Source organism: Lonepinella sp. BR2357 (assembly GCF_051851525.1).
Classification (GTDB): Bacteria; Pseudomonadota; Gammaproteobacteria; order Enterobacterales; family Pasteurellaceae; genus Lonepinella.
In genome coordinates, this window is the sequence record NZ_JBPDVG010000014.1 from 38822 (window position 1) to 54743 (window position 15922).

Annotated in this window: 15 protein-coding genes; 13 read left to right on the top strand and 2 right to left on the bottom strand. The window is 41.3% G+C overall.

Annotation, left to right across the window (positions count from 1 at the left end; translation table 11 throughout):
- Positions 1-71: 71 nt before the first annotated feature.
- The 10 genes from ybfE to fbpC all read left to right on the top strand — a co-directional run bounded on the left by ybfE (position 72) and on the right by fbpC (position 11679).
- Positions 72-356, top strand: a complete 285-nt coding sequence (ybfE, locus tag ACTG7L_RS09725) for a LexA regulated protein (RefSeq protein ID WP_439256733.1) — start codon at positions 72-74, stop codon at positions 354-356.
- Positions 357-363: 7 nt separating this feature from the next.
- Positions 364-888: a flavodoxin FldA gene (gene fldA / locus ACTG7L_RS09730; RefSeq protein WP_439328372.1), complete on the top strand. Its 525-nt coding sequence runs from the start codon at positions 364-366 to the stop codon at positions 886-888.
- Positions 889-899: 11 nt separating this feature from the next.
- Positions 900-1328 (top strand): ferric iron uptake transcriptional regulator, encoded by a 429-nt coding sequence (gene fur / locus ACTG7L_RS09735; protein WP_439240797.1) that lies wholly within the window; start codon positions 900-902, stop codon positions 1326-1328.
- Positions 1329-1479: 151 nt separating this feature from the next.
- Positions 1480-4158: a DNA topoisomerase (ATP-hydrolyzing) subunit A gene (gene gyrA / locus ACTG7L_RS09740; RefSeq protein WP_439328373.1), complete on the top strand. Its 2679-nt coding sequence runs from the start codon at positions 1480-1482 to the stop codon at positions 4156-4158.
- A gap of 173 nt (positions 4159-4331) precedes the next feature.
- Entirely contained in the window at positions 4332-5729 is a 1398-nt protein-coding gene (fumC, locus tag ACTG7L_RS09745) for a class II fumarate hydratase (protein ID WP_439328374.1), read from the top strand.
- Between the two features lie 111 nt (positions 5730-5840).
- Positions 5841-6701, top strand: coding sequence for an SAM-dependent methyltransferase TehB (tehB, locus tag ACTG7L_RS09750; protein ID WP_439328375.1), 861 nt, complete (start codon positions 5841-5843; stop codon positions 6699-6701).
- Positions 6698-7039: a CHY zinc finger protein gene (locus ACTG7L_RS09755; protein WP_439328384.1), complete on the top strand. Its 342-nt coding sequence runs from the start codon at positions 6698-6700 to the stop codon at positions 7037-7039. The genes tehB and ACTG7L_RS09755 overlap by 4 nt, the downstream gene beginning before the upstream one ends.
- A gap of 164 nt (positions 7040-7203) precedes the next feature.
- The gene (locus ACTG7L_RS09760) at positions 7204-8244 is read left to right on the top strand and encodes an ABC transporter substrate-binding protein (RefSeq protein ID WP_439240808.1); all 1041 of its coding nucleotides are present in this window, start codon (positions 7204-7206) and stop codon (positions 8242-8244) included.
- Between the two features lie 313 nt (positions 8245-8557).
- Entirely contained in the window at positions 8558-10615 is a 2058-nt protein-coding gene (locus ACTG7L_RS09765) for an ABC transporter permease (protein ID WP_439328376.1), read from the top strand.
- A gap of 14 nt (positions 10616-10629) precedes the next feature.
- A complete protein-coding gene (gene fbpC, locus ACTG7L_RS09770) occupies positions 10630-11679 on the top strand; it encodes a ferric ABC transporter ATP-binding protein (protein WP_439328385.1) in 1050 nt (349 codons plus the stop codon).
- 180 nt (positions 11680-11859) lie between these two features.
- Here the strand turns inward: fbpC and ACTG7L_RS09775 are convergent, their stop codons facing one another.
- A complete protein-coding gene (locus ACTG7L_RS09775) occupies positions 11860-12015 on the bottom strand; it encodes a hypothetical protein (protein ID WP_439328377.1) in 156 nt (51 codons plus the stop codon).
- A 41-nt stretch (positions 12016-12056) separates the two neighbouring features.
- On the opposite strand from ACTG7L_RS09775, the gene uriH reads away from it, so the two are divergent.
- Positions 12057-12986, top strand: a complete 930-nt coding sequence (gene uriH / locus ACTG7L_RS09780) for a uridine-preferring nucleoside hydrolase UriH (protein WP_439328378.1) — start codon at positions 12057-12059, stop codon at positions 12984-12986.
- A gap of 36 nt (positions 12987-13022) precedes the next feature.
- Here uriH and rsmC read toward each other — a convergent pair whose 3' ends face one another.
- Entirely contained in the window at positions 13023-14024 is a 1002-nt protein-coding gene (rsmC, locus tag ACTG7L_RS09785; protein WP_439328379.1) for a 16S rRNA (guanine(1207)-N(2))-methyltransferase RsmC, read from the bottom strand.
- A gap of 104 nt (positions 14025-14128) precedes the next feature.
- Between rsmC and ACTG7L_RS09790 the strand changes: the two genes are divergently transcribed.
- A complete protein-coding gene (locus ACTG7L_RS09790) occupies positions 14129-14539 on the top strand; it encodes a DNA polymerase III subunit psi (protein ID WP_439328380.1) in 411 nt (136 codons plus the stop codon).
- A gap of 12 nt (positions 14540-14551) precedes the next feature.
- The gene (gene proA, locus ACTG7L_RS09795) at positions 14552-15811 is read left to right on the top strand and encodes a glutamate-5-semialdehyde dehydrogenase (protein ID WP_439328381.1); all 1260 of its coding nucleotides are present in this window, start codon (positions 14552-14554) and stop codon (positions 15809-15811) included.
- Positions 15812-15922: the final 111 nt, after the last annotated feature.

Here is a 15922-nt window from a genome sequence, read left to right on the forward strand (position 1 = left end):
TCTCACTTCAGCTAATCATTATCAGCATACGAATGATTGTTAATAAAGGCGATAATGAACGGTAATAAAAAATGGCAAAACAAGACGCAGATTGCATTACGTTGGATCTTTTTGCTGATGAAAGACGTGTCGGACGTCCGAAAACCAATCCGTTAAGCAGAGAACAACAAATCCGCATTAATAAACGCAACCAACTACGGCGTGACAAATCTAGCGGATTAAAACGAATAGAATTAAAATTACATCACCAGTTGGTTCAACAATTAGAAGAACTGGCCCAACTGAGCAAACTCAGTCGAGCGGATGTAATCGAAAACATATTACAAAATTATTTTAATATTCAAGGAAATAGGTAAATAAAAAATGGCTATTGTTGGTTTATTTTACGGTAGTGACACAGGCAACACAGAAAACATTGCCAAAATGATTCAAAAACAACTTGGCAACGAATTAGTGGATATTCGTGACATTGCCAAAAGCACCAAAGAAGATATTGAAAGCTACGATTTTATCATGATTGGGATTCCAACATGGTATTACGGTGAGGCGCAATGTGACTGGGATGACTTCTTCCCAACCTTAGAAAAAATTGATTTTACGGACAAATTAGTGGCCATTTTTGGCTGTGGCGATCAAGAAGATTATGCCGATTATTTCTGTGACGCCATGGGTACCGTACGCAATATTATTGAACCAAATGGGGCGATCATTGTCGGAAACTGGTCAACGGAAGGATACAATTTTGAATCATCACAAGCGCTTATTGACGACAACACCTTTGTCGGATTGTGTATTGATGAAGATCGCCAACCAGAATTAACCGCTGAACGTGTCGAAACTTGGGTGAAACAAGTTTATGATGAAATGTGTTTAGCAGAACTCGCATAAGGAAAATCACTATGTCAGAAGAAAATATCAAATTACTCAAAAAAGTGGGCCTCAAAATCACTGAACCACGTTTAACCATTTTGGCACTTATGCAAGCCCACAAAATGGAACATTTTTCTGCGGAAGATGTGTACAAACTGTTACTTGAACAAGGCGAAGAAATCGGTTTAGCCACGGTATATCGTGTATTAAATCAATTCCATGAGGCCAAAATTTTAACCCGTCACAATTTTGAGGGCAATAAATCGGTGTTTGAATTAGCCCCAACCGTTCATCACGACCATATTATTTGTGTAGATTGTGGCAAAGTGTTTGAATTTAACGACACCGTGATTGAAGAACGCCAAAAACAAATCAGTAAAGAACATGGTATTCAATTAGAAAATCACAGCTTATATCTGTATGGAAAATGTACGGATATTGAGAAATGTGAGAAATAATCCCCTATCAAAAATAAACCTCAAAAGTGCGGTGATTTTCACCGCACTTTTTTGTTATACCTCGCCCTAATGGCGAAAATTTCTCTTAGGTAAAACCTCATACTTTATGCTATAATAACGCCAATTTTTCTCTAAGACTTAGGAAAACGCAATGTCTGAATTAACCCAAGATATCACCCCGATTAGTATTGAAGAAGAACTGAAATCTTCTTATCTCGATTATGCCATGTCGGTCATTGTTGGCCGTGCTTTGCCTGATGTGCGTGACGGCTTGAAACCCGTTCACCGCCGTGTGCTGTTCTCCATGGATCAAAGTGGTAACACCTACAATAAATCTTATGTGAAATCCGCGCGTGTGGTCGGTGATGTGATCGGTAAATATCACCCGCATGGTGACCGTGCCGTGTACGACACCATTGTGCGTATGGCACAACCGTTCTCGTTGCGTTATATGTTGGTAGATGGTCAGGGGAACTTTGGTTCCATTGATGGTGACGCACCTGCGGCTATGCGTTATACCGAAGTTCGCATGCAAAAAATCACACAGGAATTATTAACGGATTTAGATAAAGAAACCGTGGATTTCTCGCCGAACTATGACGGCAAAGAAATGATTCCCGACGTCTTGCCAACCAAAATCCCGTCCTTGTTAGTCAATGGTTCTTCAGGGATTGCGGTCGGTATGGCGACCAATATTCCGCCCCATAATCTTGGCGAAGTGATGGACGGCTGTTTAGCCTATATTGATAATGAGGACATCAGCATTGATGAATTAATGCAGTTTATCCCTGGCCCAGACTTCCCAACTGCCGCCTTAATTAACGGTCGCCGAGGCATTGAAGAAGCCTATAAAACAGGGCGAGGCAAAGTTTACGTACGAGCCAAAGCGAGCGTAGAAACCAACGACAAGGGCCGTGAAAAAATCATTATCACGGAAATTCCTTATCAAGTAAATAAAGCCAAATTGGTCGATAAAATTGCTGAACTGATTCGTGAAAAGAAAATTGAAGGCATTGCGGGCATTCTCGATCTTTCCAACAAAGAGGGGATCTGCCTCGAAATTGACATTAAACGTGATGCCGTAGGTGAAGTGGTATTAAACCACCTCTACGCCTTAACTCAAATGCAAGTCACGTTCGGGATTAACATGGTCGCCTTGGATCACGGTCAACCGAAATTATTCAATTTAAAACAAATCATTGCCGCCTTTGTCAAACACCGCCGTGAAGTGGTCACACGCCGTACCGTGTACGAACTTCGCAAAGCCCGAGAAAGAGCGCATATTTTAGAGGGATTAGCCATTGCCTTAGCCAATATTGATCCCGTGATTAATTTAATCCGTGCCTCAAAAACGGCCGAAGAGGCCCGTGAGGGATTACTTGCGCAACCTTGGGCTTTAGGCAATGTGGCGCCTATGTTAGAGGCAGCGGGCGTAGATGCCTCTCGCCCTGATGATTTAGCCGCTGAATTTGGCGTGCATGATGGTCAATATTTCCTTTCAGATGCACAAGCTCGTGCCATTTTAGAATTACGTTTACACCGTTTAACCGGTTTAGAACACGAAAAGATCGTGGAAGAATATCACGATATTTTAGTCGAAATTGGCGAATTATTGCATATTCTCACCAGTGCCGAACGCTTGCGTGAAGTGATTCGTGAAGAATTAGAATTAGTTAAAACTAACTTCAATGATGCCCGTCGCACCGAAATTACCGCTGCCTCCGGTGACATTAATTTAGAAGATTTAATTGCCCAAGAAGATGTGGTGGTCACCCTTTCTCACGAGGGCTATGTGAAATATCAACCCGTCACCGATTATGAGGCGCAAAAACGGGGCGGCAAAGGTAAATCCGCCACCAAAATGAAAGAAGAAGATTTCATTGAAAAATTATTGGTCGCCAATACCCATGATACGATTCTCTGTTTCTCTAGCCGTGGCCGTTTATATTGGTTGAAAGTCTATCAATTACCACAAGCCAGTCGTGGCGCACGTGGTCGCCCAATCGTGAATATTTTACCGTTGGAAGAAAACGAACGTATTACAGCGATTCTCCCAGTGGCGAGCTATGATGAAAATAAATTTGTCCTCATGGCCACCGCGGGCGGTATCGTGAAGAAAACCGCCCTCACCGAATTTAGTCGTCCACGTGCCAACGGCATTATTGCGGTCAACTTACGTGATGAAGATGAATTAATCGGCGTAGATATTACCGACGGTTCAAGTGAAATCATGTTGTTCTCCTCACAAGGTCGTGTGGTCCGCTTTGCCGAAACGGCCGTGCGAGCCATGGGACGAACTGCAACAGGCGTTCGAGGCATTAAACTCGCTTTAACCAACGATCTTTCTGATGATGAAAGTGCGGTGGAAATGGAAGACGTTTCTGATGATAACAGCGAAGACACCTTAGATCTGAATATTGATAAAGTGGTGTCTTTGGTGGTGCCAAAAAATGATGGCGAAATCTTAACCGCTACGCAAAACGGTTACGGTAAACGGACAAAATTGGAAGAATATCCAACCAAATCACGTAACACCAAAGGCGTGATCTCCATTAAAGTGAGCGAACGTAATGGTAAAGTTGTGGCGGCTACACAAGTAATTGATACTGACCAAATTATGTTAATCACTGACGCTGGCACACTGGTGCGTACCCGTGTCAGCGAAGTCAGCATTGTGGGCCGTAACACTCAAGGCGTACGTTTAATTCGTACCACTGAAACCGAGCAAGTCGTCAGCTTAGAACGTTTAGCCGAAACGGAAGATGATGAGTTTGAGGGTGAAAATGTAGAAACCGCCAATGAAAGTGCGGTGGAAAATTCGGAAGAATAAACTCACCTACTTCACAAGACCCCGTACGTCAGTACGGGGATCGCACTCCCCGCTGAGATCAGTATCAGAAAAATATGATCTACGTCACAAAACCAACATTTCCCTTTTAACAAAGACAGCATAAAGTGCTACACTCTATCAGAATTTGATTTTAACTTTAAAAGGTGATTTTTATGACAACTTATCGTATTGAAAAAGACACAATGGGCGAAGTGCAAGTACCGGCGGATAAATACTGGGCAGCACAAACTGAACGCTCTCGCAATAATTTTAAAATCGGGCCTGAAGCCTCTATGCCACATGAAATTATTGAAGCCTTTGGCTATTTGAAAAAAGCAGCAGCCTTTGCTAACCATGATTTAGGCGTGTTACCTGTTGATAAACGTGACTTAATTGCACAGGCTTGCGATGAAATTTTAGCACGTAAATTAGATAACCAATTTCCACTTGTCATCTGGCAAACCGGTTCTGGTACGCAATCTAATATGAACTTAAACGAAGTGATTGCGAACCGTGCTCATGTGTTACATGGCGGTAAATTAGGCGAAAAATCTTATATTCACCCAAATGATGATGTGAATAAATCCCAATCTTCCAACGATACTTACCCAACTGCTATGCACATTGCAGCGTACAAAAAAGTGGTGGAACATACCATTCCAGCGGTAGAACGTTTACAAAAAACCTTAGCTAAAAAAGCGGAAGAATTTAAAGATGTAGTGAAAATCGGCCGTACTCACTTAATGGACGCAACTCCACTCACATTAGGTCAAGAATTTAGTGGCTATGCTGCTCAACTTTCTTTTGGATTAAAAGCCCTTAAAAATACCTTACCGCATTTAGGTCAATTAGCCTTAGGGGGTACCGCAGTGGGTACTGGCTTGAATACACCAAAAGGCTATGATGTGAAAGTAGCAGAATATATTGCAAAATTCACCGCACTTCCATTTATTACCGCTGAAAATAAATTTGAAGCCTTAGCGACGCATGATGCAGTAGTGGAAACTCATGGTGCATTAAAACAATTAGCCATGTCATTGTTCAAAATTGCACAAGATGTACGTTTATTAGCCTCTGGCCCACGTTCCGGTATCGGTGAAATCTTAATCCCTGAAAATGAACCAGGTTCATCTATTATGCCAGGGAAAGTCAATCCAACCCAATGCGAGGCCTTAACCATGGTCTGTGCCCAAGTGTTAGGTAACGACACTACGATCTCCTTTGCAGGTAGCCAAGGCCATTTTGAATTAAACGTGTTCAAACCCGTAATGGCGTATAACTTCTTACAATCTGCACAATTATTAGCTGATGCGTGCATTTCATTTGATGAACACTGTGCTAGCGGTATTCAACCAAATCACCCTCGTATTAAACAGTTGTTAGAACAATCTTTAATGTTGGTGACGGCCTTAAATACCCACATTGGCTATGAAAATGCAGCGAAAATCGCCAAAACGGCTCACAAAAATGGCACCACATTACGTGAAGAGGCCATTAACCTTGGATTAGTGGCTGCGGACGATTTTGATAAATGGGTGCGTCCAGAAGATATGGTCGGTTCATTAAAATAATTTAATCCACCAAAACTTGATACGGCTCAATTTTTTGAGCCGTTTTTTATTGCGTCATGCCATAAAATACCCTAGTATAAAACTCAACTATTATTTAACAGGGAATTGACCATGAAAAATGAACTTATCTGCTACAAACGTATGCCTGTTTGGACAAAAGACAGTTTACCGAAAATGTTCCAAGAAAAGCACAACACCAAAGTCGGCACATGGGGAAAATTAACCGTGCTGAAAGGCCAACTAAAATTTTATGTGTTAGATGAAAACGGCACAGAACTTAGCCAGCATATTTTCACGCCAGAAAGCGAGATTCCCTTGGTTGAACCACAAGTTTGGCATAAAGTCGAACCCCTGTCTGATGATTTAGAATGTTTCCTTGAATTTCATTGCAAAAAAGAAGATTACTTCACCAAAAAATACAATATGACCCCTACTCACTCCGAAGTCAAAGCGGCAGTTGAACAAATTCAGCCATGCAAAGTGTTAGATTTAGGTTGTGGACAGGGACGAAATTCACTGTTCTTAAGTTTACTTGGCTATGATGTGGCATCTTGGGATCACAATGAAACCAGTCTGGCTTTTCTCAATGACACCAAAACTAAAGAAAATCTGCCGATTTCTACCGCAGTTTATGATATTAATTCAGCCAATATTCAAGAAAATTATGATTTTATCCTTTCGACCGTGGTATTTATGTTCCTTAATCGTGAAGCTGTGCCAGCGATTATTGAGAATATGCAAAGCCACACCAACGCTGGCGGTTATAATTTAATCGTTGCGGCCATGGACACTGCCGATTATCCTTGCCCTGTGCCATTTTCTTTCACCTTTAAAGAAAATGAATTGCGCCATTATTATGCGGACTGGGAATTGTTAAAATATAATGAAGAATTAGGTGAATTGCACAAAACCGATGCCAATGGCAATCGGATTAAAATGAAATTTGTTACCATGTTGGCGAAGAAAAAATAATGCAAGTTTATGGTTTATTAGTGGATGATCAAACTCGCTGTGAGCATTATCACAGCGAGGTAGATATTATTGCCATCAAATTTAAATGTTGTGACAAATTTTATCCTTGCTACCAATGCCATAATGCGTGCGAAAATCACCCCATTGAACGTTGGCAACCTAACGAATTTGATCAACAAGCGATTTTATGTGGTCATTGCCAACGCACGCTGTCAATTCAAAAATATATGCAAGTCACCCATTGCCCTTATTGCCAAGCACAATTTAATGCAGGGTGTAAAAAGCATTATGGGATTTATTTTGAGATAGAGAACCCCATTTCATCTTTATCAATCTAAGACGCCTTTCCAAAACGCTCAATAAATATTCGATTCTTATATCAAATAGAAGAATATTCTATCATGAATTTTCATTTTTGTGACTTATCTCACAGAATTGAATCCATAAAACCGTTATGATATGCGAGTATTTTAACATGACATTCAACAAAATGAGGTATTCTATGAAATTCAATAAAATTTCTTTTGCCATTTCCACCGCACTCTTAGGTGCAGGTTTAATGCTATCAACACAAGTTCTCGCCAAAGGTCGCTTAGTAGTTTATTGTAGCGCCACCAATGAAATGTGCGAAACCGAAACCCAAGCCTTTGGGGAAAAATATGGTGTCAAAACCGCCTTTATTCGTAACGGTTCTGGTTCCACGTTCGCTAAAGTAGAGGCGGAAAAAAACAATCCGCAAGCTGACGTGTGGTATGGTGGTACATTTGACCCACAAGCCCAAGCGGCAGATATGGGTTTAATACAACCTTATGAATCCAAACACATTAAAGAAATCGTAGAAAAATTCCAAGATCCAGGTAAAGTCAAAGGACATTATGTGTCTGCTGTGTATATGGGGATTTTGGGTTTTGGTGTAAACACTGAACGCTTAGAAAAATTAGGCATTAAAGAAGTGCCAAAATGCTGGAAAGATTTAACCGATCCACGCTTAAAAGGCGAAATCCAAATCGCTGACCCACAAAGCTCCGGTACTGCTTACACCGCCATTGCGACTTTCGTACAACTTTGGGGCGAACAAGGTGCGTTTGACTATTTCAAACAATTACATCCGAATATTTCCCAATATACAAAATCGGGGATCACGCCGTCTAACAGTGCGGCACGTGGTGAGGCCACGGTGGGTATCGGTTTCTTACATGACTATGCCCTACAAGTACAACAAGGTGCCAAAATCCAAATGGTCGTTCCTTGCGAGGGAACAGGCTATGAATTGGGCGGTTTAAGTATTATCAAAGGCGCAAGAAACCTTGATAATGCGAAATTGTTCGTGGATTGGGCCTTATCCAAAGAGGGTCAAGAGTTGGCATGGAAAAAAGGTAACAGCCTACAAATCTTAACCAACACCACCGCTGAACAATCCCCTGTGGCATTCGATCCAACCAAATTAAACTTAATCAATTATGATTTTGAAAAATATGGCGACAGTGCCGAACGTAAACGCTTGATTGAGAAATGGGTTCAGGAAGTGAAATTAGCGAAATAGGATACACTTTAAATTCCTAAAAAAATCCCGCACTTTTATTTTATCAATATCGGTTTTCGCCGATGGCGACTTACTTTTTCTTTGCTTTGCCAAAGAAAAAGTAAGCAAAAAGAAAAGCAACTCGGGTTTGCCTTATTTCCCCAAAATCACCGAATTTTCTTAACGAAAAAAACGCAACTCGCTTTGCTCAAACAAAGCGATTTTTTCTAAAAATTCAGTGATTTTGGGGCGGCAAACACGAGAAACAAAAACCACGAAAAACAAAAACAAAGTGCGGTAAAAAATCAAAACAGTTTAATTATTGCGAGGTTATATGTATTCCGCAAAAACACCTTTTACACAAACAACCCCATTTTGGTTGTTGCTCTCTTTAATCGCCTTTCTGGTGTTGCCGTCACAAGCCTTAGATTATGGCTTGCTGGAGAGTACCTCTGATGAATTTTATGATGCCATGGGCTGGTCATCTATTAATTTGACGATATTATGGTTTTTACCCTTAATCGGCTTTTTGATTATTCCAAAATTAAATTTATCCACTGAAAAACAAGCCAAAGCAGAACTGAGTTTAGTGGCGTTTAACTTTTTATTTTTGTTTATCACGGCGATGATTTACAAAGTTTCCATGGGTTATTCGGTACTGATTTTAATTTGCACGCTGTCTGCGTTAGCCACCTTTGCGTTGGCTAAACTCAAAGTCATGCAAGGCGATAAATTTATTATTGGCTCAATTTTGGCGATTGTCCTATTGATTTTCTTCTTTATTGTCTATCCAACGGTCGCCATTTTTATTTCCATGTTTTATGACGGCGATACCTTTGCACCGCAACAAGTATTACGCATTTTAGGGCAAAGTTACATTGTTCGGGTCATCACCAACTCCCTTGCGTTATCCACGTTTGTTGGTTTAATTTCCACCATTTTTGGTTTGGCATTTGCCCTTTATACCACTCGTATTGCCAGACGAACCGCCTTTATTGGTAAAATTTTCTCCATTTTGCCGATTGTGACACCGCCGTTTGTGGTCGGTCTTGGGGTAACTTTAATGCTTGGACGTTCAGGTTATGTGACGGAATTTTTAAGCGACTATTTAGGTTTTACTGATCATAACTGGCTCTATGGTTTTAACGGCATTGCATTGGCACAGATTTTAGCCTTTACGCCAATGTCCTTTATGTTGTTAGACGGTGCATTGAAATCCATTCATCCGTCCATTGAAGAAGCATCTTATACCTTGCGTGCCAATCGCTATCAAACATTCTATAACATTATTTTCCCACTGCTCCGCCCTGCCTTGGCGAACTCATTTTTGATTGTATTTATTCAATCCTTGGCGGATTTTAGTAATCCGTTGGTGTTGGGCGGTAGCTTTGACGTAATAGCCACTCAAATTTATTTCTACATTGCGGGATCGCAATTAGATTATGCTTCTGCGAGTACCTTGGGTTCAATGTTGCTTATATTTTCCTTGCTGATTTTCGTGGTGCAATATATTTGGATCGGTAATCGTTCTTATGTGACTGTATCAGGCAAATCCTATCGGGGTGACGTGCAAGAATTACCGCAAGGCTTGAAATGGACAATTGTGGCAATATTGGCGTTTTGGATTGTGTTTAACTTGGCGTTATATGGCAGTATTTTCTACGGCAGTTTCACCGTCAACTGGGGCGTGGATTATACATTAACCACCCGAAACTATGCCTTATTATTTGGTCAAGGCTTAAGTGATGGCGCATGGCCATCTCTACTTAATACCATGTTCTATGCTGGTATTGCAGCACCTTTAACCGCACTTTTCGGTTTACTGATTGCTTATGTGGTGGTTCGCAAAGACTTCCAAGGCAAAAAAACGTTGGAATTTCTAACAATGCTTTGCTTTGCCGTGCCAGGGACGGTGGCAGGGGTGTCTTATATTTTAGCCTTTAATGATGCCCCAATGTACATCACTGGCACCAGCGTTATCGTGATTATTTCCATGGTCATGCGTGATTTACCAATCGGGATGCGTGCAGCGATAGCAGGTTTAGGGCAGCTAGATAAATCCCTTGATGAAGCGTCTCTGTCTTTAAAAGGTAGCTCATTCAAAACCATTTGGTATATTGTGTTTCCGTTGTTAAAACCAGCGTTATTGTCCGCACTCGTGACTAGTTTCGTGCGTGCAATGACCACCGTAAGTGCGATTATTTTCTTAGTCACCGCCGATACCCGAGTGGCAACCGCCTATATTTTAAACCGTGTAGAAGACGGCGAATACGGCATTGCCATTGCTTATGGTTCGATTTTAATCGTGGTAATGATGGCGATTATCTTATTCTTTGACTGGATCGTGGGCGACACTCGCATTTCTCGTTCCAAAGCGAAAAAAATGAATTAATTTTAAGGTTGTAAATTATGAGTCAAGATTTCTTAGTATTAAAAAATATCACTAAAGCCTTTGGCAAAGCGGTTGTTATTGATAATTTAGATTTAACCATTAAACGTGGCACAATGGTGACATTACTTGGTCCATCTGGTTGCGGTAAAACTACCGTGTTGCGGTTAGTGGCAGGATTAGAAAACCCGACTTCTGGGCAAATTTTTATTGATGGCGAAGATGTGACCAAATCGTCTATCCAAAATCGGGATATTTGTATCGTATTCCAATCCTATGCGTTATTTCCACACATGTCCATTGGTGATAATGTGGGCTATGGTTTGCGGATGCAAGGGGTGAGCGGCGAAGAACGTAAACAACGTGTAAAAGAGGCCTTAGAATTAGTGGATTTAGGTGGTTTTGAAGATCGTTTTGTGGATCAAATTTCAGGCGGTCAGCAACAACGTGTCGCCCTAGCTCGTGCCTTGGTGTTAAAGCCGAAAGTCTTATTATTTGATGAACCATTGAGTAATTTAGATGCGAATTTACGCCGTTCTATGCGGGAAAAAATCCGTGAGTTGCAACAACGTTTGGGCATTACCTCCCTTTATGTGACCCACGATCAAACCGAGGCCTTTGCGGTGTCGGATGAAGTTATCGTCATGCACAAAGGCAAAATTATGCAAAAAGCCCCAGCGAAAGAACTGTATTTACGCCCTAATTCCTTATTCTTAGCTAACTTTATGGGCGAAAGTAGCATTTTTGAGGGTTCGGTTTCACAAGATCAAGTGACTATTAACGGCTATCAATTCCATTTACCGAACACGGCTCAATTTGGTTTGCCAGATGGCGAATGTTTGGTCGGTGTGCGTCCTGAGGCTATTCACTTAAAACACAGTGGCGAGGCGAGCCAACAATGCCAAATTAAAACGGCGGTGTACATGGGCAACCATTGGGAAATTGTGGCGAATTGGGGCGGAAAAGATTTATTGGTGAATTGTAATCCAGAAGATTTTGATCCTAATGCGGAAAATGCTTTTGTGCATTTGAGTGAACATGGGGTATTTTTATTGAGAAAAGAATAACTAGCGAAAGGCAGAATATAACGTCAATCCCCGTCTTTGCCGCCTGAAAATCATTAAATTTGTAGGAAAAGTTGTATTGTTTACTCACTGCGTTCGCCCTACGGGCCGTTGCTAAAGCAACGTTCAAACGCTAAAGCGTTTGTGAGCGAAGCGAGTTGACAACTTTTCCGTTAAGCAAATTTAATGATTTTCAGGAAACAAGGCAAAATCGGGGCGTGTTTTCTTTTTGCTTACTTTTGCTATTGCACGAGCACAAAATCCACAGAATTTTGAACGTTGGCTTTGCCAACGGCACGAAGTGCGAGCGTAGCGAGTAAAGAAAAAGTAAGTCGCCATCGGCGAAATACGATCTAAAAATAAAAAACAAGGAGAACAATATGACGAAAAAAATCATTCTCGACTGCGATCCTGGTCACGATGATGCGATTGCAATTTTACTGGCTCATGGCAATCCAAGCATTGATTTATTGGCAATCACCACGGTAGTCGGCAATCAAACCATTGACAAAGTTTCTCGCAACGCTCTAGCGGTGGCAGAAATTGCCAACATTCGTGGCATCCCTATTGCCAAAGGGGCAACCCGTCCGTTAGTGCGAGAAGTGGAAAATGCACCGAGTATTCATGGTGATTCAGGCTTAGATGGTCCCGTTTTGCCGAATCCTCGCCAATCATTAAGCGAAAAGCATGCGGTCAATTTAATCATTGATTTAATTATGTCGCACCCTGAAAAAACCATTACTTTAGTGCCAACAGGGGGATTAACCAATATCGCTTTAGCCGCTCGCCTTGAACCTCGTATTATTGATCGGGTGAAAGAAGTGGTATTAATGGGCGGTGGTTATCATACGGGCAACTGGTCAGCAGTGGCAGAATTTAATATTAAAATTGACCCCGAGGCAGCACATATTGTCTTTAATGCGGGTTGGAAAGTCACCATGGTTGGCTTAGATCTTACCCATCAGGCCTTAGCCACGCCTGATGTGGTGCAACGCATTGCTGATATTGGCACGCCTGTTTCTCAATTTGTGGTGGAATTATTAGACTTCTTCGGGCGAATGTACAAAAAGAACCAAAACTTTGATTCCCCACCGGTGCATGATGTCTGTGCAGTGGCTTATGTGATTGATCCTACATTGATTGAAGTGCAAAATGTGCCGGTCAATATTGAACTTACTGGCACGCATACGCTAGGTATGACAGTTGCGGATTTCCGCTATCCACCCAAACCTTGCAATACGTTTGTGGCTAAAAAATTGGATAAAGATCGTTTTTGGAACTTGGTGATTAATTCAATTAAAGGGATTTAATTTATTTCCCCCGTACGAGAGTACGGGGATAAACCATCACAAACACACCGAATACACCTTAAATTTCCCTGTCTTCGCCAACACCTGATGCCGACCAAAATATCGATCCAACAAATCTGCATAGGGCAAAAACGCATTGGCTACAATTCTCAATTCTCCACCGGCTTTTAGATGTTGTTTGGCTTGTTCAATTAAGGTCGTAACCGCCTGATAGGCCGTATCAATGCCGTCATGAAACGGTGGATTAGAAATAATCAAATCAAATTTACCTTGAATATGAGAAAAGACATCACTTGCTATCACTTCACCAGCCAAGCCATTTTCAGCTAACGTCCGTTTAGCTGAAGCAATCGCCATCGCATGAATATCACTCATAACTAAATTAATTTGTGGATGATGTTGCTTGATAAACGCTCCAATTACCCCAGCCCCACAGCCTAAATCCAACACGTCACCCGCTATTTTGTGAGCCAAAGTTGAAAGCAATAAATCCGTTCCCATATCCAGTTCATTGGCACTAAACACCCCTGGTAAACTTTGAATTTTTAGTTCACCTAATTTTGCATTTTGATAGGTTTTCCAATAATGCTTAATCTCAAACTGCGGTGCTTTCTTTAAGCAAAAATGATACAAACCACAACGTCTTGCACTATCAATTTTGCCAATATCGCCAAAAGGTGCGAGGATTTTTTCCACTGAACGCACACCGCAACGGTTTTCCCCAATAATCAAGATTTCTTGATTGAGTGGTGAATTGGCTAATAATTGCATTAACTGAAATTGCACTTCTTGCTTATTTTTGGTCCAATAAAAAACCATCAAATCTGCTTGATCCTGAAAAATTTCGCCAAAATGCACCGCACTTTTGTCTTGCAAACGGTTCACATAATCAAAATAACAAGACCAAATTACCACCGATTTAGCTTGCGAACGAATTTGAGTTGGAAAATCATCATTGATTCCCCCGGCAAATAACACAGATTTATTTTCAAAAAAAGGCAAATGGCGCTGTAAAACTTGGCTTTCAAGACTGAGCATGGTAATAATCCTATATAAAATTTTCACTATTATACGCAATCTATTTACGAAACTCTAAAACCTATTTACAATAAAGCCAATTTTTTATTTTTGTGGATACCATTTTGAACCGCCGAGATCTTCTGTTACAACAAATGGGCATTACCCAGTGGAAATTACGCCGTCCGGATACCTTAAAAGGGGCGGTATATATTCCAGTGGCTGAACATATCCGTTTGATTATTATTTCAGAAACACCGCTCTCCGCTGATGGCGATTTTATACAAGATGTGTTGCGAAGTTCTCAAATTGAATCCAATGACTGTTTATTCATTGATTTTGAACAAATCTATCATCTCAATGTAACACAGCAGGTCACTTATTGGTTGCTCAGTGAAAATGCTGAAAAAATAGACCGCACTTTGCCATTGTGTGAGACATCATCCCATTTATGGCAAAGCCCAGATTTAACCACATTACAACAAGATACCAAAGCAAAACGTCAACTTTGGCAACAAATTCAACGCACTAATTAACAGGATAATATCATGACCGATTTAATTGCCATGGGTAAAGCAGCTAAGCAAGCCTCCTTTATTCTTTCTCAACTTTCTCAACCACAAAAAAATCAGGCTTTGGCGATTATTGCCGATCAGCTAGAACAACAGCAAGCACGTATTTTAACGGCCAATGCCCAAGATATTGCATTGGCTAAACAGGCGGGCATAAGTGAGGCGATTATTGACCGCTTATTGCTCACGCCAGAACGTTTAACAGGCATTGCGAATGATGTGCGTCATGTGATTTCCCTTGCCGATCCGGTGGGTCAATTAATTGACGGTGGCATATTGGATAGTGGTTTAAAACTCGAACGAGTACGTGTGCCACTCGGCGTGATTGGCACCATTTATGAAGCCCGTCCTAACGTGACTATTGATGTGGCAAGTCTCTGTTTAAAAACGGGGAATGCAGTGATTTTACGTGGTGGCAAAGAAACCCAACATTCTAATAAAGTGCTGGTAGAAGTGGTACAATCGGCCCTTGAACAAGCCGGTTTGCCGAAAACTGCAGTGCAAGCAATTACGGATCCTAATCGTGATTTAGTCATGCAATTACTCAAACTTGATCGTTATGTGGATATGATAATCCCTCGTGGTGGTGCAGGTTTGCACGAGCTTTGTAAACAACACGCCACCATTCCTGTGATCGTCGGTGGGATTGGCGTTTGCCATACCTTTGTAGAACAAAGTGCGGATCAAACTAAAGCACTTTCTGTGATTGATAATGCCAAAACTCAACGCCCTAGCACCTGTAATACGTTAGAAACGCTGTTAGTACAAGAAAGCATTGCTAGCCAATTTTTACCTAAATTAGCCGCACATTTAAAAGCGAAACAAGTAAAATTTCACGCTGATTCCACCGCACTTTCTATTTTACAACAAGCCGGTGCAGACGTGGTAGCAGTGCAGGATCAAGAATTACGCCAAGAATGGTTATCCAAAGATTTAAACGTGGTGATCGTGAAAGATATGGCACAAGCCATTGATCATATTCGTGAATACGGCAGTCAACATTCCGAGGCGATTTTGACAGAATCACAAAAACTGGCTCAACAATTTGTGGCACAAGTGGATGCGGCGGCTGTTTATATTAATGCCAGTACCCGATTTACTGACGGTGGTCAATTTGGTTTAGGGGCAGAAGTGGCTGTAAGTACACAAAAATTACATGCTCGAGGGCCAATGGGACTAGAGGCGTTAACTACCTATAAATGGGTGGCTGTGGGGGACTACACGGCCCGATCTTAGAGAACAAAACGCCCGCCAATAAAGGGGGGCATAGTAGACAAAATAGTTGGCACTTTTTTATACACTATGCTCTAGTAGACAAAATAGTTGGTTTTGGTTATTTTTAATAAT

What these genes read in the sequence shown, in the direction of transcription:
- uriH (WP_439328378.1), top strand. Translation starts at nt 12,057, where the DNA reads ATGACGAAAAAAATCATTCTCGACTGCGATCCTGGTCACGATGATGCG.
- fur (WP_439240797.1), top strand. Translation starts at nt 900, where the DNA reads ATGTCAGAAGAAAATATCAAATTACTCAAAAAAGTGGGCCTCAAAATC.
- rsmC (WP_439328379.1), bottom strand. Translation starts at nt 14,024, where the DNA reads ATGCTCAGTCTTGAAAGCCAAGTTTTACAGCGCCATTTGCCTTTTTTT.
- gyrA (WP_439328373.1), top strand. Translation starts at nt 1,480, where the DNA reads ATGTCTGAATTAACCCAAGATATCACCCCGATTAGTATTGAAGAAGAA.
- tehB (WP_439328375.1), top strand. Translation starts at nt 5,841, where the DNA reads ATGAAAAATGAACTTATCTGCTACAAACGTATGCCTGTTTGGACAAAA.
- proA (WP_439328381.1), top strand. Translation starts at nt 14,552, where the DNA reads ATGACCGATTTAATTGCCATGGGTAAAGCAGCTAAGCAAGCCTCCTTT.
- fldA (WP_439328372.1), top strand. Translation starts at nt 364, where the DNA reads ATGGCTATTGTTGGTTTATTTTACGGTAGTGACACAGGCAACACAGAA.
- ACTG7L_RS09760 (WP_439240808.1), top strand. Translation starts at nt 7,204, where the DNA reads ATGAAATTCAATAAAATTTCTTTTGCCATTTCCACCGCACTCTTAGGT.
- ACTG7L_RS09765 (WP_439328376.1), top strand. Translation starts at nt 8,558, where the DNA reads ATGTATTCCGCAAAAACACCTTTTACACAAACAACCCCATTTTGGTTG.
- ACTG7L_RS09775 (WP_439328377.1), bottom strand. Translation starts at nt 12,015, where the DNA reads ATGGCGACTTACTTTTTCTTTACTCGCTACGCTCGCACTTCGTGCCGT.
- fumC (WP_439328374.1), top strand. Translation starts at nt 4,332, where the DNA reads ATGACAACTTATCGTATTGAAAAAGACACAATGGGCGAAGTGCAAGTA.
- ybfE (WP_439256733.1), top strand. Translation starts at nt 72, where the DNA reads ATGGCAAAACAAGACGCAGATTGCATTACGTTGGATCTTTTTGCTGAT.